The organism is Enterococcus sp. NPDC086594 (genome assembly GCF_044746145.1).
Classification (GTDB): Bacteria; Bacillota; Bacilli; order Lactobacillales; family Enterococcaceae; genus Enterococcus_D; species Enterococcus_D entomosocium.
The window spans coordinates 13,707-32,017 of sequence record NZ_JBIVBP010000017.1 but is presented as its reverse complement, the minus strand read 5'-3'; the positions used below and the strand labels follow the sequence as shown (position 1 = coordinate 32,017).

General features: G+C 39.9%; 19 protein-coding genes. 17 read left to right on the top strand and 2 right to left on the bottom strand.

What is annotated here, in order from left to right:
- From ACIPK1_RS16145 to ACIPK1_RS16125, 5 genes are all read left to right on the top strand, one after another.
- The gene (locus tag ACIPK1_RS16145; protein WP_270290923.1) at nucleotides 1-426 is read left to right on the top strand and encodes a TcpE family conjugal transfer membrane protein; all 426 of its coding nucleotides are present in this window, start codon (nucleotides 1-3) and stop codon (nucleotides 424-426) included.
- The gene (locus tag ACIPK1_RS16140) at nucleotides 411-2,903 is read left to right on the top strand and encodes an ATP-binding protein (protein ID WP_400451315.1); all 2,493 of its coding nucleotides are present in this window, start codon (nucleotides 411-413) and stop codon (nucleotides 2,901-2,903) included. Before ACIPK1_RS16145 ends, ACIPK1_RS16140 begins: the two co-directional genes overlap by 16 nt.
- Nucleotides 2,904-2,916: 13 nt before the next feature.
- The gene (locus ACIPK1_RS16135; RefSeq protein ID WP_042890271.1) at nucleotides 2,917-5,262 is read left to right on the top strand and encodes a DUF4199 domain-containing protein; all 2,346 of its coding nucleotides are present in this window, start codon (nucleotides 2,917-2,919) and stop codon (nucleotides 5,260-5,262) included.
- A 2-nt stretch (nucleotides 5,263-5,264) separates the two neighbouring features.
- Nucleotides 5,265-7,439: a TraM recognition domain-containing protein gene (locus ACIPK1_RS16130; RefSeq protein WP_016620953.1), complete on the top strand. Its 2,175-nt coding sequence runs from the start codon at nucleotides 5,265-5,267 to the stop codon at nucleotides 7,437-7,439.
- 685 nt (nucleotides 7,440-8,124) lie between these two features.
- Complete coding sequence (locus tag ACIPK1_RS16125; protein ID WP_016620951.1) at nucleotides 8,125-9,006, top strand: replication-relaxation family protein; 882 nt, start codon at nucleotides 8,125-8,127, stop codon at nucleotides 9,004-9,006.
- Between the two features lie 288 nt (nucleotides 9,007-9,294).
- On the opposite strand, the gene pepG1 is transcribed toward ACIPK1_RS16125, so the two are convergent.
- Nucleotides 9,295-9,438 (bottom strand): type I toxin-antitoxin system toxin PepG1, encoded by a 144-nt coding sequence (gene pepG1, locus ACIPK1_RS16120; RefSeq protein WP_074934757.1) that lies wholly within the window; start codon nucleotides 9,436-9,438, stop codon nucleotides 9,295-9,297.
- A 246-nt stretch (nucleotides 9,439-9,684) separates the two neighbouring features.
- Between pepG1 and ACIPK1_RS16115 the strand changes: the two genes are divergently transcribed.
- On the top strand, nucleotides 9,685-10,308 hold the full coding sequence (locus ACIPK1_RS16115) for a hypothetical protein (RefSeq protein ID WP_016620948.1): 624 nt from the start codon (nucleotides 9,685-9,687) through the stop codon (nucleotides 10,306-10,308).
- A gap of 31 nt (nucleotides 10,309-10,339) precedes the next feature.
- Here ACIPK1_RS16115 and ACIPK1_RS16110 read toward each other — a convergent pair whose 3' ends face one another.
- Nucleotides 10,340-11,365, bottom strand: coding sequence for a hypothetical protein (locus ACIPK1_RS16110; protein ID WP_400451314.1), 1,026 nt, complete (start codon nucleotides 11,363-11,365; stop codon nucleotides 10,340-10,342).
- Between the two features lie 663 nt (nucleotides 11,366-12,028).
- Here ACIPK1_RS16110 and ACIPK1_RS16105 point away from each other — a divergent pair.
- The 11 genes from ACIPK1_RS16105 (at nucleotide 12,029) to ACIPK1_RS16055 (ending at nucleotide 17,955) form a co-directional block, all read left to right on the top strand.
- Nucleotides 12,029-12,553, top strand: a complete 525-nt coding sequence (locus ACIPK1_RS16105; protein WP_016620944.1) for a hypothetical protein — start codon at nucleotides 12,029-12,031, stop codon at nucleotides 12,551-12,553.
- Nucleotides 12,554-12,744: 191 nt separating this feature from the next.
- Entirely contained in the window at nucleotides 12,745-13,083 is a 339-nt protein-coding gene (locus ACIPK1_RS16100) for a hypothetical protein (protein ID WP_016620942.1), read from the top strand.
- Between the two features lie 209 nt (nucleotides 13,084-13,292).
- Entirely contained in the window at nucleotides 13,293-13,781 is a 489-nt protein-coding gene (gene ssb / locus ACIPK1_RS16095; RefSeq protein ID WP_016620940.1) for a single-stranded DNA-binding protein, read from the top strand.
- A gap of 519 nt (nucleotides 13,782-14,300) precedes the next feature.
- Nucleotides 14,301-14,627 carry a hypothetical protein gene (locus ACIPK1_RS16090; RefSeq protein WP_016620937.1) on the top strand — a complete coding sequence of 109 codons (327 nt, stop codon included), beginning with the start codon at nucleotides 14,301-14,303 and terminating at the stop codon, nucleotides 14,625-14,627.
- Nucleotides 14,628-14,693: 66 nt separating this feature from the next.
- Nucleotides 14,694-14,921, top strand: coding sequence for a hypothetical protein (locus ACIPK1_RS16085; RefSeq protein WP_016620936.1), 228 nt, complete (start codon nucleotides 14,694-14,696; stop codon nucleotides 14,919-14,921).
- 61 nt (nucleotides 14,922-14,982) lie between these two features.
- Nucleotides 14,983-15,744, top strand: coding sequence for an N-6 DNA methylase (locus tag ACIPK1_RS16080; RefSeq protein ID WP_400451313.1), 762 nt, complete (start codon nucleotides 14,983-14,985; stop codon nucleotides 15,742-15,744).
- 81 nt (nucleotides 15,745-15,825) lie between these two features.
- Nucleotides 15,826-16,299, top strand: coding sequence for a hypothetical protein (locus ACIPK1_RS16075; protein ID WP_016620934.1), 474 nt, complete (start codon nucleotides 15,826-15,828; stop codon nucleotides 16,297-16,299).
- Nucleotides 16,300-16,358: 59 nt separating this feature from the next.
- The gene (locus ACIPK1_RS16070; protein WP_042890267.1) at nucleotides 16,359-16,616 is read left to right on the top strand and encodes a hypothetical protein; all 258 of its coding nucleotides are present in this window, start codon (nucleotides 16,359-16,361) and stop codon (nucleotides 16,614-16,616) included.
- Between the two features lie 32 nt (nucleotides 16,617-16,648).
- Complete coding sequence (locus ACIPK1_RS16065) at nucleotides 16,649-16,954, top strand: hypothetical protein (RefSeq protein WP_042890265.1); 306 nt, start codon at nucleotides 16,649-16,651, stop codon at nucleotides 16,952-16,954.
- Nucleotides 16,955-17,049: 95 nt separating this feature from the next.
- Nucleotides 17,050-17,217, top strand: a complete 168-nt coding sequence (locus ACIPK1_RS16060; protein ID WP_016620931.1) for a hypothetical protein — start codon at nucleotides 17,050-17,052, stop codon at nucleotides 17,215-17,217.
- Between the two features lie 12 nt (nucleotides 17,218-17,229).
- Nucleotides 17,230-17,955: a DNA/RNA non-specific endonuclease gene (locus ACIPK1_RS16055; protein WP_016620930.1), complete on the top strand. Its 726-nt coding sequence runs from the start codon at nucleotides 17,230-17,232 to the stop codon at nucleotides 17,953-17,955.
- Nucleotides 17,956-18,311 lie beyond the last annotated feature (356 nt).

The following is an 18,311-nucleotide window of genomic DNA, read 5'->3' as shown; positions in this document are numbered from 1 at the left end:
ATGGAATATAACTACACAAGGGAATGGAAACAGCCTCATAAAGTCTATGCCATCGGTGCAATCAATCTGAGTCGCTTTTTCCCTGAAGGGGTCAAAGTCTCATTTTTGATTGGTATCGGGGTCATTGCAGGACTTGTTTTTGGCTCCTGGATTCTCTCTTTGGTGTTTGGGATTACTTTTTTAAGTAATCTCTTTCGCCAAACATGGATCGTTCTCATTTTCTTCCTGAGCGTTGGTTTGTGGGTGCTGTTTAGCTTGTCATGGGATAAGAAACGCTTCTCCTCTTTTCTGATGGGGCGATTTAAGGCAACCGCAAGAGGAAATACGCAAACAGAACATGGTCATAAAGTAGGGTTCATGGAAACACCACTTCAGTTTGTAGATAAAAGGAAAAAAGGACGTGTCTATCAATGGAAACCCAAGTAGCCTACGCACAAACCCCTCAAGACAGCTGGTTTCGCAACTTTATCTTTATGAAGGACGGTCATGTTTGGGTAGCTTATGTGATCGATAAGACCTACTTTCCATTGAATGAACCAGAATTTTTTAAGCCTTATATCGATGATGGACAAGAACTGTTTGCCCATGATGAATATGAATACCGGGTACTTGATATCTCTGAGCGATTTCCTTTGAAGAAACAGTTCGACACAACAAAAACAGAATTGGTCCGTGGCCCCTTAAAGGGCATTGGCGATTACTATTATGACGAGGCCTTCAGTATTTTGAATCAAGAATTGAAAATCTCTCGATCAAAAACACTCTTATTAGTGAAGTTGACAAATAAGCCGATTCCAGTAGATCCAATCGACTTCATTCGACTATTCAAAGATGATTTTGCCAAAAAGGTTCGTGAGGTGGTGACCGGTCAACCGGCACAAACCCAAGTAAGTTCTAAGGTTTATATTGAAAAAGAAGAAGCATTGTACCAGGATCTTTTACATGCCAAACGTGTCCGACGTGCAACGGAAACAGAGCTGAAAAAAATTCAATACCACCTCTATCACCCCAACACAGCTGTCATTCCAGAAGAGTTCAGCGACGCTGAAATGACCGAGGGGATCGTGACGATGCATAAAGGGTATTTGACCATTGAACAGATGGATCAAACCCACTATACCGTCTTTCTTCCACTTGTGGGGATGCCAAGCTCGCTATTTGGCAGTGGCTTTATTCATGAAGTGAAGAGCAGCTGCTATTTTCCGATCGATATTTTCACACCAGCACGCTTTACCCCGACGGAAAAAGATATGAAGCATGTCCGAAAAATGTTCAAGCGAATCAAAGAACAAATGGACGATCATGATACGGCGAATGCCGAGTTAGACGACGATGAAGTGATTCTGATTGGGGACGAACGATTGAAGAAACTTCATCATGATCTAAAAAGAGAAAACCGACGAAAAGTCGGTTTTTCTCTTTGGTTTATGATCAGTGCTAACTCCTTAGAAGAGCTTGAAGAACGAATCGATCACTTAAAACTCGTCTTCAAAGGCACGGACTATAAGCTTTATCGTCCACTGGTCGATCAACTGACCTATTTCTATCAAAGTCAGCTAGGGGCGCCTTATACCTTCTTTGACTATGAACAACATGCCACGACGAGTTATCTCATGGATCTCGGCTTTGATCTATACAGAACAGTAGGAAATAAATATGGTCTTCCACTTGGTCGAATCATCACTCATAAGGATTTTAAAAATGTCAAAGAAGCGATTCAGTTCTCAAGTAACTTAGTCTACTTTTCACCTCATTTAACGAAGAAAAATGTTGAAGGAAGTGTCCATGCCAACGGGAATACCGTCATTACTGGACCTTCAGGGGAAGGGAAATCCACCCTGGTCAAATATATTTTCCTTTGGCTTTTATTCTTTGGTCAAAAGACCCTCTATATTGAGCCAAAGAACGAAATGGTGAAATATGTTCACGATGCCAAACGCAAATATAGTCATTATCCCGAGTTTGTGGCGCTTTGTGATAGTATCCATTTCCTTACCTTATCAACGGATGATCAATACCGAGGCATCTTGGATCCATTGATGTTATTACCAGGGGAACAAGGCATGTTAGAAGCAAGACAAGTCTTGTTTCAACTAGGAGAAGTGAATCAAGACCCGTCAAAAGCTGCTCGCTTGAAGCGAATCATTATTGATGCCATCGAAGCAGTGGATCAACAAGCAGACCACCGGCACCTCAGTGCCGTTATTGACCTGATCCGACAAGAGGATAAAGATTTGGGGGCAGTATTAAACAGCTACAAAAAGGGGATCGGGAAAGTCATTATTGGAGATGATGACAGTGAATCCATCGGGTTTCATTCCCAGGTCACCGTTCTAGGGATCCAAGGACTCTCTTTGCCAACAAAAGAAGAAAAGGAATATGGCAACTTAGGTCCTGATAAAATCGCTAGTGAAGCGATTATGGACGTGATCATGCATTTAGTATCGATCTTCTCAACGAATATGGAAGAAGATGCGAGTGTCATTATCGACGAAGCCAAAGGGTTTATGGATACGCCACGTGGAAAATACCTGGCTGAAGACAACTTGCGTAAAGGGCGGGCATATGGAACGGATATGACGATCCTGATGCAGTCTTTCGCCGATTTCGACAAAGAAACGGCGAATGATCTGATTTCCTATAAATTTGCCTTTAAACCAAAAGCCAAGGATCAACAAGAACAAGTTCTCTCCTTTTTTGGCATGTCCGTCAACAAAAGCAACAAAGAACGGATCGAATCCTTGAAGCAAGGAACCTGTCTGTTTCAGGATCATAAGGGTAGAAATCAAGCCATTGCGATCGATGTCTTATTCGCAGAATGGCTTGAGGCAATCAAATCGACCGATACGTCCGATGAAGGAACACAAAAAGCTTTAGCGCTTGAGCAAGAGGATGAATTCTAGAAAGGAGGAACTTATGAAGAAAAAGTGTCTACTGTTTCTTGTCTTACTGTTTTCGTTCATCGGATTCAGTGCGTCACACCCGATTCAGGCAGAAGCGAAAACAGAAGTCATGTATGTAGCCGTCAGCGAAGAAAAAGGCTTTCCAGTAGTGAACAAAGAGCCGACAGAAGACAAAGATGAAATCTACAATAGGTATGAAGAAAACTCCTTTTCTTTAATGAATAAGGAGTTTTCAAGCCTGAATAAAATCAATGAATTTCGACAAAACTTAGATTCCATGATCAAAAATTGGGTGTGGTCGGCTGCTTCAGCAATCGGACGGTTTAACGCGCGAATGGTGAAAGGTCTTTTCTCCTTGGATCTGGCGACGCAAGTGAAGGAACCCTTTCAGGAATTGTCTTTAGACTTAGCCAACTCTCTGGTCAACGTAGCCACAACCTTTGGTTTGGTTATGGTTGCCCTTTTTATGGTCATTAAATACGCAACGACCGGACAATTCTTTGAAGCCGTTAAAATCTTTGGACTAGCGATACTGACTATGATCTCGTTTGCGATTTTTACGGATCCAAAAGGCAATGAGTTTTTCTTTGACGGCGTGATCTCGATCGATCACCAACTGGAAAAAGCTCTTGCAGGGGTCAATCCTAACTTCAAGCCGGAAGGACAAACTCACTTTGTCCCTGGAAATGGTGAAGAGGATGACAATGATTTAGCGAACCGATTGGCTGCAGAGGTCTTTTACAACAATGTGTACGTGCCATATCTTTACATGCAATATGGTACCGCAGATGAAGCCGAGATACGAGAACAAGCCATCGAGTATAACGGTCAAAGTTTTGATCGGATTGGTGCATTATTAGATAATGATTCTGCTTCAGAAGCCCAGGTAGCGTTTGTAGAAGACGTGACAGACTATGAGGTGGATGAACTAGGAAATACGAATCCGATCTATACAAACGCCTTTCGATGGACTGGACTTGCGTTTTTGTATGTGATCACGAACGGACTTCAGTTTTTCATTTATGGTCTTTTAGGAATCGTACGAATCGCCTTTCAGTTCTTATTGGTTGCGATTCCTGTCTTTTTCCCGATCGCATTGATATTTGCCATGGTGATTCAAGGAAAAGATGTCTTAGGGAGTTACTTCAAAGGGCTTGGGACGATCATGTTTATCAAAGGTGGGATCAGCCTACTGATGGTGATTTTTATGAGCTATGTGACATTGGCTTATAGTGTAATGAATACCCAAACAACGGATCCGCTAGACCGTGTCATTACGTTTATTGCTTGGATCTTAGCACCGCCATTTCTTTGGACCTTTCGACGGTTCTTAGGCATTATCTTCACACCTGGACCCTACGCAAGCAAATTAAGTCGTATGGGAATGGCTCTACGACACCCGATTCAAGCAAATAGGCAAGCGAAAGCTGAACAAGCAGCGCAAAAGGCTGCACGTCAACAGCAACGAGAAGATGCCAAAGAGCGGTATAAGAAGAAACAAGCTGCAGCTGAAAAGAATGGTGCTTCCAGTCATGGGTTGAACGAGGTAAACAAGAAAAATAAACCTGAAAATGCCCTTAGAGCCGAACGAAACAAAGCCGCAGAAGCGAGTAAAAAAGCTGAATCTACGGACAAAGAAAAAGATGCAAATGGCCAAGATTTGAATAAACCAACGGACAAAGACAAGCAGGACTTGCGCGCGCAACGCGCCGCTCGTAAAGAAGTTGATCCAAAGGATTCAGAACAGCCAGGATCAGATGACAATGAATTGAATAAGACAAATGGTCAATCTGGACCGGTCAGTGATCGACGTCAAAATAGACAGCAATCCACAGATTCCCCTCAACAATCTACGCCTACTCCTGAAGAAGCGTCGTCTCAAGACTTGAATAAACCACGTCAGGGACAGGAGGAATCGGAGAAGCGGACACAGCGTAAGGAACAGTCAACTGGTTCTGGAGAAGCGCAGGGCAGAGAGAAACAATCAGAACGAGACTCTTCTAAGGAAGCTGCCGTTGAATCCAAAGTCGCTAAGACAGGAAAGCAGACACCTGCTCAACAACGTCAAGAACGTAGTGAACCGACACAAAGTACTTCAGATGTTGGCGCAAAGACAAAGAGTGTCGAAACTAATGCTCGTCAAGTAGATCGTACCACAGGAGAACCCACGTCGAATCAAGGGTCAAATTCAACGCATAAAAAAGGACAAACGGTTCGAAATCCAGCGAAGGCACCGAAAAAAGAACGCGGGAAATCCGCAAAGAAACAAGCAACGAGTAATGAACAAAAACATGTCGGAGCAGACAAATATCTTAAGAAAGACAATCAAACCGTCCGTCAACCAGTGAGGAGAAAGTAACTATGAGTATATGGAATCAAGGAGCATTTGACGCCGCCTTTTCAGATAAGTCCCCTTCAGGAGGCGGCGCAAAAGAGCCACAAGGAAAGTTAAGTCAGATCAGCCTAATCGTTTCTGGGCTGTTGTTGGTCTTCTATCCTTTCACGATTGTCGGGCTCATTCCTTTTTGCTTTTTGTATTGGATCAGTCAAAAAGAAAAGAATGGCGCTTTAGGGAAACGTGACTATATCCCCTTATTTGAACGATACCTTGTGCTATCGGCCGTCGTTTATTTTGGTGGATTACTCGTCAATTTTCTTCTAGCGTTTCTTTGGACACCAATTATTTACCTCAGCTGTTACAACTTCTTTCCGCTTAATTTCTTACCAAACAAGCTGCCATTTACCGTTGGCAGCTTGTTTGCGTTATTGCTTGGATCCGTCACACAATGTGCATTTTTTGCCCTTGTTGTTGGATTCGTCAGCAAACGGAAAGTAAAGTCCAAAGAAGAAGAACTATCAATGATTCGAAAAAGTAAAGACTACAAGAAACGAAAAGAGAACAAGTTTGACATCGTGAAAGAAGAAAATGAACGATTTAAAGAAGAACAAAAAAAAGAAAGAACTCAGGCACGAGAACGAAGAGGCATGGGTGAAACCACGACCAAAGAACCGCCTTTGTTCGTTGGTGTTGAGGAATTCGGTCATCCTTATACCATGTCATTTTCTGAGTTGAATCAACACGCGACCTTTACCGGAACAACAGGGAGTGGGAAAACCACCTTGAATATGATTTTTATCGACTATGCGATTGAATACAATATTCCGATCTTGTACATCGATGGAAAAGGAGCCAAAGACACCTTAGAATCGATTGAGGGAATCGCTAATAAGTACGGAAAATCAGTCAAAGTTTTTAGTGATACGGAAAACGTCCGGTACAATCCTATCAAACACGGGAACAGTGTTATGGTGCGGGACCGATTGATCACACTTGCCGAAACAGAAAGTGTCTTCTATTCTGGTGCAGCGAAATCACTGATTCAAGCAACGATTCAATTCTTAGACTTGTTTGGAATCGATCGCACGCTTCAACAAGTGTCCGAGTACTTCCTACCAAGAAATGTATTAATGAAGTTTTTGGATACGCAGCTAGACGAGAAAGAAGACTTACTGTTCATGGCTGTCGAAGAAAAAGAAGAGAAGAAAAAGAAATCCACTTCAAAGAAAAAAGAGACAGAAGACAGCGAGGAAACCGATGACCAGCGAAAGAAAAATCGTTTGGAAGAGTTGGATATTGAAGATGAAATCAGTAGTGATCCCGTCGGTGAAACGTTGATTGAGATCAATCCAGACCACTTGCCATTAGAAGAGCTGTACTATTTGATCCGGCGCTTTCGCTATCTTCTTCCTCAAAAAGAAAAGGATATGTTCAAAAAATTGTTCATGCGCTACGAACATAAAGACAATCCATTTTACCTTTATGCCACGTCCGAAGCCCTGCAGACAAACATCAATATGTTGATCGATAGCGAACTAGGATACCTGTTTGATACGTCTGAAGAAGGCGTTGAAGAGCTTGATTTATTAAAAGACAGCCAAAATAATGAGGTCATGTTTCTGACATTGAACGGGTTGGTGTACAAAGATTACATTAAAACGCTCGCTCAATTTTTTGTTTCCGAAGTGAATTATTTAGCTTCTGAGAATTATATCTACAGTGAATTTAAACCTTTCTTACTTGTTTGTGATGAACCGTCTGTCTACATGAACGATTCATTTTTAGATACGGTAAACAAAGGAAGAGGAGCCGGCCTTCATACAATTTTCAGCCCACAGATGTTAGCAGACATTGATCGAATCGATCCAATACTGACAGAACAGATGGTTGGTAACTGTAACACGTACTTCATCGGTCAAGTCAATTCAGGAAAAGAAGTCGATCAATGGACGTCTTTAATTGGAACCTATAGCGACGTCGAGAAGACCTCAATGGTGGAACAAGAGCATGGCTATAGTGACGTTGAGAAGACCGATTGGGTAGCTTCACGAGGAACGGTTCGTAATGTTCGAAACTTTTTGGTCCATCCAGACGAGTTCAAAGATTTACGTCAAGGCGAGTTTGTGGTCTACCGAAAATCTAAAAGCGTACGTGAACAAGCCGTGCGTGTGTACGTTACAAATCCAGCTAATCGTTAACTCTAAATATGAAAGAAACAGTTAAGTGTAAGACATTTAATCAATATTTTAGTCGATTATTTGGGATTCACCTGGGATTCAGTCGGGATTCACTTGGGATTCACCTGGGATTCTAGGTCCGTGGGCGCCTTGCCGCTGAACGTTGTCACACCAAGGTTTATTCTTCCTTTTTGCTAAAGCAAAATTCCTGACCATTTACGGACAACGTGGGAAAAATCCCCAGTTTTACCGTAAATGGTCAGGAACCGGAATAATAAACCAGTGACAACAGCGGCAAGGCGCCCACTAAGTGGAACAAATTATGATAGATCAAAGTGAGGAGAGTAGATAAATGGGAGATGGAAAAGATTAAAGGGATCAACCCCCTACCCCCATTCATGGGGGTCTCTAACTATCACCCTCCGCCCTCTTTCAATCATTGAAAGAGGGAACTTACAACTACCCCTTGCGCCAACGCCCCTTCACCAATTCTTGAAGGGGCTGGCACAGAACCATAACCCTAAATGAGATAATGATGCCTTAGTTTTGATTGTATCTTAGTGTAGTCCTAACCATAACCCAGAAAAAGATAGCCTACACTTTTACTAGATAGCTTAAAAATATTGGTTCGAGGCAACAACAACCCCTTGCGCCCGCGCCCCTTCACCAAACCTTGAAGGGGCTGTCGCTGTTCTATGTGCCAAAAATGGTAAGAGTATATTGTCTGGCTGATTTGGCCACAAATTTACGAAACAAACCAAGGCAAACGAAAGGTGTGATTAAAATTCGAGAATTACTTTATAGCAAATATACTACTTTCGATAAAGAAAATGCAGAGTGGCTAATCCTAAATCTATTACACGAACTTAGGATCATGAATCGAACACAATTAATATCTCTAATAAATTTAGAATTTTCATATAGTCCATCTTCTGTTCATAGAAAAATTGCTAACCTTTTACAGCACGATCTTATATCTTATATTACTTGGGACGAAGATAGAGGTGAACGCTTTTTCTTTTTAACAAAAAAAGGACACAATTCGATTGGGGGAATATACTCCTTTCCAAAAGTCCCCGAATATAATTTGAAACACCATATAGAGGTTACAAATTATTTAATTGAATCCATTCGCTTGGCAAAAACAAAACCAACATTTCTGCTGGCTCAGTCAGAGCGTCGGCAAATGTACGAGAAGAAAGATATGTCCAAAGCAAAAAAAGGTACGCTCTTTCATGTTTCAGATTATATTTTACGATTTGAAAATCGAATGAACAAAATTAGTAATTGGCATTTTGAAATTGAGCTGACACTCAAGTCTCAAAATCGATACACCAAGGCAATCTTTCCTAAGTACCTTCGTGTTCTTACTCAGAAAAAAAATGCTCAATTAGTTTATGTGACACCCAGCAACATCATTTATAACTCCCTGGACACGTTCAAGGAATATTTTATATTGAAACAACAAGACGAAAAATTAAAGATAGATCCTACAGCTTTTGATCGACTGCATATCGTATCCAGTAATGAATTTACTTCAGTCTTGGAACGAATGCTAGATGAAAACGACTTTATCAATGAAAGATAAAATCTAAAGAATGGAGACCAGCTCTGAACGAAACGACTATTTAATTAAGATGATTTTTTTTGTTGCCCCGACACTCCGACCGCCTCCACCGCTTACGGGACAATAAAAAAAGGAAAGACAAGCTTTCCAGTTTCGGCGTTTATGTAGTTTTTTCAGTGATTTGATGATATAATAAGTATGTAAAGAGGAGTTGCGTCAACAACTCCCCTTATGACAGCACCGATTAAAGACGGTGGCGAATATAACTATATCAAAAAGAAATAGCTTGTCTGCTCGCTAAAGTGACGGCTATTTCTTTTTGTCGTTTTTAAGCAACTTGACAACCAGACTGATCAAAGCAATGGTAAACATACCAAAGCCAAGGATGGTCTGAATTGTTTCGTATGCAGACAAAAGGCGTCTCCTTTCATAAGATATTGGAAGTACGCTCATACGCACCACCTCACTTTCATTGGATAGCCACCGTCATTAAACTTTACTGTCACCTACTATTATATCATAAGAACCAGTCTGAATCCTTAATTCTAAGGCATTTGGACTGGTTTTTTCTTTGTTGCATAGAGGTATTTCTTCCTTCGCTTCAACCACCACCGCCGCTACGGAAGAAGCCATATATTCAACAAATGACAAAGGTTAAAGGCCAAGACGAAAATAGCAGAATAGAAAGGACCAAAGAAAATGAAAATTGTTCATGGAGAATACTACAAGGATGAAGATTATTACAAGAAGCGTTTTTATAAAGCAATAGCAGAACATGAACTTCCAGAAGGTTATCAAATCAAAAGGGAAAATGAATTTCTTGAAAATCATCAGTACTTTTTAGTTGCTGATTTAACACAAAGAGATTTGCGAAAAATGATCAACGTAGCATACCTAGATCCGTCAAAACTGGAATTAATTTCTGTAACGAAAGAAGAACGAAAAATTCACTCTTCCATAGCAACGATATTAGAGTATCAGGAAAAAAATAAATTCGCCAAAATCGATGATAAGGAACCCCCTAGTAATCCATTGGAAGTTGTCCACTGGGGATACTACAAAAAAAGAGGAAACAACCATTGTGTTTACGAAACAATAGATATTGGCCCACTTCCCGATGAGTATCGTGATAAGGAGAGCGAGGAATTACACAAAAATCATTTTAACTTTTTTACAACAAATTTAGTAGAAACTGACCTAACTAAGGTTATGGGGGGAGGATTTATAGATACAAAAACGTTAGATTTGATTCCAGCAACTGAAGAAGAAATAGCGGTTCATAACGCTATGTTCCTATTACACAATTACAGCTATATAAATTAGAGGGATATAGAATGATAGCCCTCATATCGGATTATTGATTGATGAAGATATTAGAAAATAATTCGTCACTAAATGGATCAATTTTCTCAGCTTCTGAGAATGACGAAATATTTAAATACAGTATATTTTCAGAAACTTTATTCCAAAACATCGGTAAGGTGGTATAAACTTCGAAAAGATAGCCCGTCTTCTTTGAAAATACACTATAAATGTCGGGGTATTCCTTCATTATATGCTCTTTTGAAATAAGTAGTGACGGGAAATGTTTTTTCTTATCCGTGTAATTAAAAGGGTTCTTTCTAGGCCATTGGCTGAAAGTTATACTCATGACTGATTCTTTCGTTGTAGCAGCCAATTGAGCTTTTCCACAATAAATCGTCGGGTATTTTTGATCAACTAACTCCTCAAAAAGAACGTTTGCAGAGATTGGCTTAAAGAGATACTTTATTGGAACAACCACACCATTACTTTGACGAGTTACTTTAAACTCAGGATCATATTTCAACATTTCTACATGATCTTGGAGTGTTTTCAAATGTTCCCTTGTTGGTCGCTTTGAACGTGGTGTACTCAAGTCTTTTTTAGGTAATGAGCTAGGTGAAAAAAATTGCGTCTCTGCAGCGTCCTTATCGGGTGATTCTTTCTTTGTGCTCACACTTTTTCCAGAAGAAAAACCTTGTTTACCGGATAAGTCAGAAACAATATCACCAGTTTTAATTCGTTCAAATCGTTCAGCTGGATTATTCGATTTAGAGAAAACAAGATCTTTGTTTTTAGGATGAAATTTGCAAGTCTCAATGTGAGCAATATTTACACGACAGCTAGTGATAAACGAAGGCCTCCGTTGGTGTTCTGGCTTGATTGAGTGGCCAGTAACTTTAGCAGAGCAACCATCAGTTGGGCAAACAAACTCATATATATCGTGAATATATTGTCCAAATAGTTTTTTTGCAGTTAACGGGGATATTGCAAACCCTTCATGTAACGTCGGATGATCCTTCAAGTACTCGATTGCTGAAGCCTCTGTAGGAATTGCTTTAGTTATCAGATGACCCATAATCATTACCTCGCTTTTTAATAATATTTTATCATAAAACAATATTTTTATAATAAATTAAAGTGAAATGTTGAATAGAAATTAAAAAGTAGCTTTGCAGGTTAATAATTCAGTCAATACTCCGTAATTCCTCTAGAGATTCCGTCGTTAAGGAAAAAGCGTTGTGATCTCTTCCAAAAAAGTCAAAAGAAAATTCAAGTAATAAGAGAAGCGGAACCTCATTGACAAGCAATGATTTCCGCAGGGCGTAAGATTCCGATGCCGGAATCTTTTTTAGATTGTATTGACTGTCAGAGCGCAACGGATTTGTTTCATTCCTGTTTGTTGGTTTCGCTCCTATCGAGCAGCTGCTATCGGTTTGGCGAGAGTGCTTATACACCTTCCGCATTCAGAAAAAGAAGGGGCGGAAAAACTTTTGCAAAGAACACAAAACTTTTTCCTACAGCACTCCCTTTTTTTCTGCCTGCTCCACGTGTAAGGGCTAAGCACGCCAACCCGCTATCAGCTTCAGCTCGAAATGATCGATATCAACCAACAAAGAAAGGAGAATTCTAAACAAATCGTTGCAGACATTCAATAAAATCAAATTTTTTCACCACCCACAAATCGCTTAACTGAAATGAACTTGTCAGGAACAAAACCGACCAATAAGGAGAGATTCACATGGAAATTACCGCAGTAAATATCAAAAAGAGTTTGAGAGAGCAAGGAATTGATACGAAAAAGGTACGTATTCGGGTTGAAATGGTGGGCTATGGAAGTACTTCTATCAAAGTAACATTACATGATTTAACGCTTGAAACAGAAAAAGTTCGTCACGAAATCCAAAAACGGTGGGGGAGCATTCGCTATGACGAAAAAGTACAAGGGGAGATTTTAGAGGGCTGTAATACGTACGTGTTTTGCGATTATGATGACGATGTTATAGAGCAAGCGATTCAAGCGAGATATGCGCAAGCAGAGGTCATTTATCAACGTTTAGAACAGTTAGACACATACGATGGTGAACAAATATTTGAAACTGAAACGATGAAAGCCGTTGCCTTTTTCAAAAACAAAACAATTTCATTGATGATGAAAGACCGCTCTAGTTCTATTCAATATCGCAAACATACGTTGAATAGTGTTTATGACCTAGCACATGCCCTTGTTTTTTTAGAAACGATCGGTCACTTCGGGAAACTCTAAACCAAAGAATCAGGAAAGGAATGATTAAAATGCCAATTAATTGGATAGAGTTGGGAGAAAAATATACGTTGACCGAATTAGAGGGAATCAAGCAGGCAATCGAATCGCTGAAGGACTTACACAAAGAACAACACAAAACAGAGGAAAAGGAGACGCACGAAAGGGTTTCATAACCCTTTCGTGCAAAAAAAATGATGATAAATGATGGTAAAAAGTACAAATGTAAGAATTCTTTTGTCTTTCAAGAGGAACTCATTTCCCGAGGAGATGTTATAGGTGTCAATCATATCGAATCACCAGTAGCCTATTGCGACGTGTATCGTGAAGATGACCATGGTATGAAACGGCTCAGAACGATCGAAATCAACTTGGAACGCTTAAAACAATCGATCGATTTTGAGAGTGAAGCGACTTATTACGGCGAGTGTGAAGAATGTCGCTACATGTTAAACGAATACCCAAGCGGTGCTTGGGGCGTTGGGTACGTTTGCGCACCTTGTGCAAAAAAACTAAGAGGTGAATATGACTAATGCCAAAGGAAATGTTTGAAAGAATGATTCCGCTTATAGGAAGTGCCTTTGGTATCGGAATACTCCGGTCATTGGCTTTCGGATTTTTAAGTGGAATCGTGAAAAGAGCGATTAAAAAAGTAGTTGGTATTGTAATTGTCGCTCTTTGTGTATGGCTATTTATTAATTATTGGAACTAAAAAATTATTTAATGGAAAAGAGGAAAAAATATGATTAACAATGTGACTTTAGTAGGACGTTTAACGAAAGACCCTGATTTACGCTATACGAGCGGTGGAAAAGGTGTGGCTACTTTTACCCTTGCCATCAATCGAAACTTTACCAACCAAGCGGGAGAGCGTGAAGCAGACTTCATTCAGTGTGTGATTTGGAGAAAGCCAGCGGAAACCCTTGCTAATTATGCTCGTAAGGGTACATTGCTTGGAGTGACCGGACGAATTCAAACACGTTCTTATGACAACCAACAAGGACAGCGAGTCTATGTAACTGAAGTTTTAGCAGACAGTTTCCAATTGTTGGAATCAAAGGCAACAAGCGAACAACGACAAAGCACACAACCGAGTCAACCCACTCAGCAAGCCAATCGTCAGAATTACAACGAGCCAGTAACATCTGGTTTGCCAAGTGATAGCGACATGCCTGCAGGCGCACCAGTAGGAGCAACGTTAGACGTTTCAGATGATGATTTGCCATTCTAAAGCAGAACAAGGAGGTCAGCCGCTTCGGCGGTTGACTTAGTACATAAAAAATAAAGGAACAAGTGAAGCGGAACCTCCTTGCTAAAGCAATGAGATCCGCAGGTGGAAAGATTCCGTACCGGAATCTTGGTTAGATTTGAAGAAATGTCAGGGCGTTGGGCATTTGTTTCACTCCTGTTCGTTGTTTCGTCCATCGATCATGCTGCTATCGGGTTGGCTAGTTCGCTTATACACCAGCGCCAGTCAGAAAAAAAGGGGCGAAAAAACTTTTGCAAAGAGCGCAAAACTTTTTTCTACGGCATTCCCTTTTTTTCTGCCTATCACCGGTGTAAGTTCTAAGCACGCCAAACCGCTATCAGCTATGCTCGAATGTCCGAGATCAACAACGAAGAAAGGAGAAATAAAAACAAATGCCCAATGACATTTCTTAAAATCAAAACTTTTCGCCACCCACAAATCGCTTAACTCAAATGGATTTGTAAAGACAAAAAACAAAACAAAAAATGGAGGAGATTTCAAATGGAATTTATCACAAATAACGCAATGATTGTTACGGCACTACCAAGCTTCAAAAAAGAGGTGAAGAAGGCACACGGCTTTGCAAAAGCACTGTTTAAGGATTCGGTTACACCGATAGTATCAAATCCAATCGGCTATCAAACCTTTTTTATCAGCATGACTGGTGCGTTGGAAGGAAGTGACCAATACAAGGAACTTGAAAGTAAAAGAGGAGAATTCACTGAATTCATTGATAGTTTTGGCTTTGAAGATGATTCTAATCTTTTCCAGCTGGTCGATGTCTCTTACAACGAAGTGGGAGAAATCGCGATTGAGAACAGCTTGTAAGAGGATAAAAAATAGTCAACCGCTTCGGCGGTTGACTGATATTTCTAATAGGGAGACGTGATACAGATGGCTGAAGAGTTAACTTACTATGATAAAAAGTATGATCGAGGGTGGTATCGAAACGGTAAGAGGTATCGATTTTTGTATATTGTCGCAATAGGAAATGTCGCAAAGTACCAAACAAAAACCGCCTATCTAAGAAATTGGGAAACGATGTCGTGTGAGAATCTAGAATTACATGAAGAATGGTTCAAGGAAGCTGAATATTTGGGTTTGGATTTGCCCTTTGATTAACTTATTTTCTGATATACAGGAAAAAGAGCGTCAGAAACAAATAAAATTATTGGAGGAAAACATGAAAGACAAGCGAAACTATCAAAAAATGATCACTACAAAATTACTGAGCCTATCAGGAAAACGAAATATCTCTACCGTTTTCTTCGATTGGGTGCATATGATGGCTTATGCTTATTCAAACAGTGTGGATAAAGGACAGTACGACGAGCGAGAAGCCGCCTACTTGGCGACTGTCGGCAAATATACGAGGGAAGAAGCTTTTCTGCTTGCGGACTGCTTAGGATTGCTTAGAATGGCGTTTGAATACAAGGTGCAAGATTGGCTAGGTGCAATTTACATGGAATTAAACATAAACAGTAAAAATTCAGGTCAATTTTTTACTCCTTCTCATATCGCAGAATTGATGGCTAGAATGACTTTTACCAACAATGAGCCGTTATTAGAGGAAAAGGGATGGATTGGCTACTATGAACCATGTGTAGGTGCTGGTAGCATGGTTCTAGCTTTTGCGGTAGCAATGGAAAGCGGGGGTTATAACTACCAGAAGCAACTGAGAGTGGAGTGTGAAGACATTGACGAAAACTGCTTACTGATGGCTTATGTGCAGCTTTCATTATGTGGGATCAATGCCGTATGTAAAGTGAAAAATTCCATGTCGGGTGAGGAAACGTCCACTTGGTACACACCGTTTCACATGATAAATCCCGCATGGATCACGAGGAAGAAGAAGGCACCAGCAATAGAACCAAAAAGGAGACAAAAAGAGGAACCAGACGTTTGGATTATTCCTGAAGGAGCTGAACAACTCGCCTTGTTTTAATTGATTTTACGGAAAGAAGAATGGCGCTAAGCTTCCTTCTTCTTTGCCAAAATCTAAATTAAGCAAATTAGGAGGGATTGAATGGCGAATAGATTTAGAAAAAGAGCCTATTTTAAACATATTATTGATGAAAGGAACAAGGGAATTAATCCATTTACCTATATTTTTCCAGAAACCGTATATGAGCTGTCTTGGAATGATTTTTTTGAACTTAGCGAATTTCCTTTGGGACAGAGGGAGTTTGTTAAAGATGAGTATCGTAATTACTATATTACTTCTAATCAAGCATTAATTGATTCACACGAGGGAAAAGAATTTAATACATTGGAAGGTATGAAGCTTTCTTATCCTCAAATGTCACTTTTAAAAAACAAATTTCCTCGCAGCTATGAAATGTTATTGAGAAATCTTCAAAAGAAACTTTTGAAAGATTCGTATAGTAAATATGAAGAAGTTCCAATAAAAATAAGGGTCAAATTTGAAAATGTTCTCTTTTTTAAGGCAGATTCAGCAGTGAAATTTTATGACGATTTTTACAACGACAGACAGGATTAATTATTTTGCAAGTCAAGAAGTTTGTTAGTGGAAGAAAAAACGGAATTGGAGGGTTGGAAATGGAGTTAATTAGTGCAGAAGGTAAAGAACGAATTAAATCGGTTTACAGAGATGTATGTATCGCAGAAAACGCATTTAAGAATGATGTTGGAGGTCACAACGGAAATTTTGAACAACGTAAAATCGCTATTGGTGACGTATTTCAAGCTTTAGGCATGATACATGAAGCCCGAAATATAGAAAATGAAATCTCAAACCAGACTTGGACTAGGAGTTACCATGCCGATGGGCGAATTAATTATGAGTTAGTCCAGTAGTGACAGATATCATAGAATGGAGAGACTTTATCATGATGGGAAAAAAGCAGCTGGAAGGTTTCCTTAAGGCATTTTCGAATGACAAATCTAAAGAGATTGTTTTTACTGATCCAAAAAAAGACACAGCAAATCCAAATCAAATATTATCGGTAGTAAAGGGTAGATTCTATACACTTGAAGAATTTGATGAAACCTTGGCACAGGGATACATTAAACTAATTCAAACTGAAAAAGGATTAGGGGTAAAAGTTATAGACACTTACAATCAGCAAACTAATGAAGAGGAAGAAAAATATATAAATTCTGGATATATCAAAGTTGGGTATCCACCAAAATAGCAGAAAAAAACTCTATCACCTCATACAATGTTAACACTTTGCCTTTTTCATAGAAAAATGTCAACAGGTGGTATAGAAAGGAAGAGAATGAATACATGAAAACTTTTGCAGTCGATTTTGCTTGCTATGATTTTGGCGATCTCGTATTTACTATGAAATGGATCCACGCAAAGACGGAGGGAAATGCTATTGATCAGCTACTAAAAGAACATAGAAATATTCATGTTCAAGATATTAGAGAAATCCGTGATTATATCAAATAAGAGGAGATTGTTATGAAACATAAGTCAAAATTTATCCTTGCAGCGTTTATCAGTTTGCTTGGGTTCACCGCTTCATTGGTGGATTTATCAGAAGTTGATGTTCAGTTGCCTGCTTTCTTCGATGAATGGACTGCCCAGGAACAAATCTCAGCTGAAGAGATTGAAAATCTTCCTGATTTTGACGGTCAGAACGTTGTCATACAAGTAAATAAAAACCGACCAAGTTTTACAGCTGAAGAGGCATCGATCGATGCAGGGTCTTGGCAAACCTTTTCGGATCTCGATTCGTTGAATCGTGTCGGTGTCGCAAATGCGATGCTACACCAATCGATGATGCCTACAGAAGAACGAGGCGATATATCAAACGTCTATCCTACCGGTTGGAATCAGAAAAAGCTTGAAAATAATGTTTGGCTCTATAATAGAAGTCACTTAATCGGCTTTCAAATGACCGGTGAAAATGATAACTGGAAAAATTTGTTTACCGGCACTCAACAGCTGAACCAGATCCACATGGTTCAATTTGAAAATGAAGTGGCCAACTATTTGAGAAAAACCAATAACCACGTACGCTATCGGGTCACACCGATATTTAGAGAGCGAGAATTGTTGCCCAGAGCGATTCAAATGGAAGCACAAAGCATTGAAAATAATGACGTTCAATTCAATGTCTTGATCCACAACGTTCAAAATGGTGTAACGATCGATTATCAGACTGGAAAAGCCACAAACCCATAAATCACTCAAGGTCAAAAGAACAAGTTCAAGAGAAAAGAGAAGCGGAACCTCCTTGCTAAAGCAATGAGATCCGCAGGTGGAAAGATTCCGTACCGGAATCTTTGTTAGATTTGAAGAAATGTCAGAGCGCTGGGCAGTTGTTTCAACTCCTGTTCGTTGTTTTCGACCACTCGATCACGCTGCTATCGGATTGGCGAGAGTGCTTATACACCTTACGCAGGCAGAAAAAAAGGGGCGGAAAAACTTTTGCGAAACCCACACAAAACTTTTTCCTACAGCACGCCCTTTTTTTCCGCCTACTCCAGGTGTAAGGGCTAAGCACGCCAAACCGCTATCAGCTATGCTCGAATGTTCGA

Excerpts from the sequence above, each read along its gene's own strand:
- ACIPK1_RS16145 (WP_270290923.1), top strand. The coding sequence starts at position 1 with ATGGAATATAACTACACAAGGGAATGGAAACAGCCTCATAAAGTCTAT.
- ACIPK1_RS16140 (WP_400451315.1), top strand. The coding sequence starts at position 411 with ATGGAAACCCAAGTAGCCTACGCACAAACCCCTCAAGACAGCTGGTTT.
- ACIPK1_RS16135 (WP_042890271.1), top strand. The coding sequence starts at position 2,917 with ATGAAGAAAAAGTGTCTACTGTTTCTTGTCTTACTGTTTTCGTTCATC.
- ACIPK1_RS16130 (WP_016620953.1), top strand. The coding sequence starts at position 5,265 with ATGAGTATATGGAATCAAGGAGCATTTGACGCCGCCTTTTCAGATAAG.
- ACIPK1_RS16125 (WP_016620951.1), top strand. The coding sequence starts at position 8,125 with ATGGTAAGAGTATATTGTCTGGCTGATTTGGCCACAAATTTACGAAAC.
- pepG1 (WP_074934757.1), bottom strand. The coding sequence starts at position 9,438 with ATGAGCGTACTTCCAATATCTTATGAAAGGAGACGCCTTTTGTCTGCA.
- ACIPK1_RS16115 (WP_016620948.1), top strand. The coding sequence starts at position 9,685 with ATGAAAATTGTTCATGGAGAATACTACAAGGATGAAGATTATTACAAG.
- ACIPK1_RS16110 (WP_400451314.1), bottom strand. The coding sequence starts at position 11,365 with ATGGGTCATCTGATAACTAAAGCAATTCCTACAGAGGCTTCAGCAATC.
- ACIPK1_RS16105 (WP_016620944.1), top strand. The coding sequence starts at position 12,029 with ATGGAAATTACCGCAGTAAATATCAAAAAGAGTTTGAGAGAGCAAGGA.
- ACIPK1_RS16100 (WP_016620942.1), top strand. The coding sequence starts at position 12,745 with ATGATGATAAATGATGGTAAAAAGTACAAATGTAAGAATTCTTTTGTC.
- ssb (WP_016620940.1), top strand. The coding sequence starts at position 13,293 with ATGATTAACAATGTGACTTTAGTAGGACGTTTAACGAAAGACCCTGAT.
- ACIPK1_RS16090 (WP_016620937.1), top strand. The coding sequence starts at position 14,301 with ATGGAATTTATCACAAATAACGCAATGATTGTTACGGCACTACCAAGC.
- ACIPK1_RS16085 (WP_016620936.1), top strand. The coding sequence starts at position 14,694 with ATGGCTGAAGAGTTAACTTACTATGATAAAAAGTATGATCGAGGGTGG.
- ACIPK1_RS16080 (WP_400451313.1), top strand. The coding sequence starts at position 14,983 with ATGAAAGACAAGCGAAACTATCAAAAAATGATCACTACAAAATTACTG.
- ACIPK1_RS16075 (WP_016620934.1), top strand. The coding sequence starts at position 15,826 with ATGGCGAATAGATTTAGAAAAAGAGCCTATTTTAAACATATTATTGAT.
- ACIPK1_RS16070 (WP_042890267.1), top strand. The coding sequence starts at position 16,359 with ATGGAGTTAATTAGTGCAGAAGGTAAAGAACGAATTAAATCGGTTTAC.
- ACIPK1_RS16065 (WP_042890265.1), top strand. The coding sequence starts at position 16,649 with ATGATGGGAAAAAAGCAGCTGGAAGGTTTCCTTAAGGCATTTTCGAAT.
- ACIPK1_RS16060 (WP_016620931.1), top strand. The coding sequence starts at position 17,050 with ATGAAAACTTTTGCAGTCGATTTTGCTTGCTATGATTTTGGCGATCTC.
- ACIPK1_RS16055 (WP_016620930.1), top strand. The coding sequence starts at position 17,230 with ATGAAACATAAGTCAAAATTTATCCTTGCAGCGTTTATCAGTTTGCTT.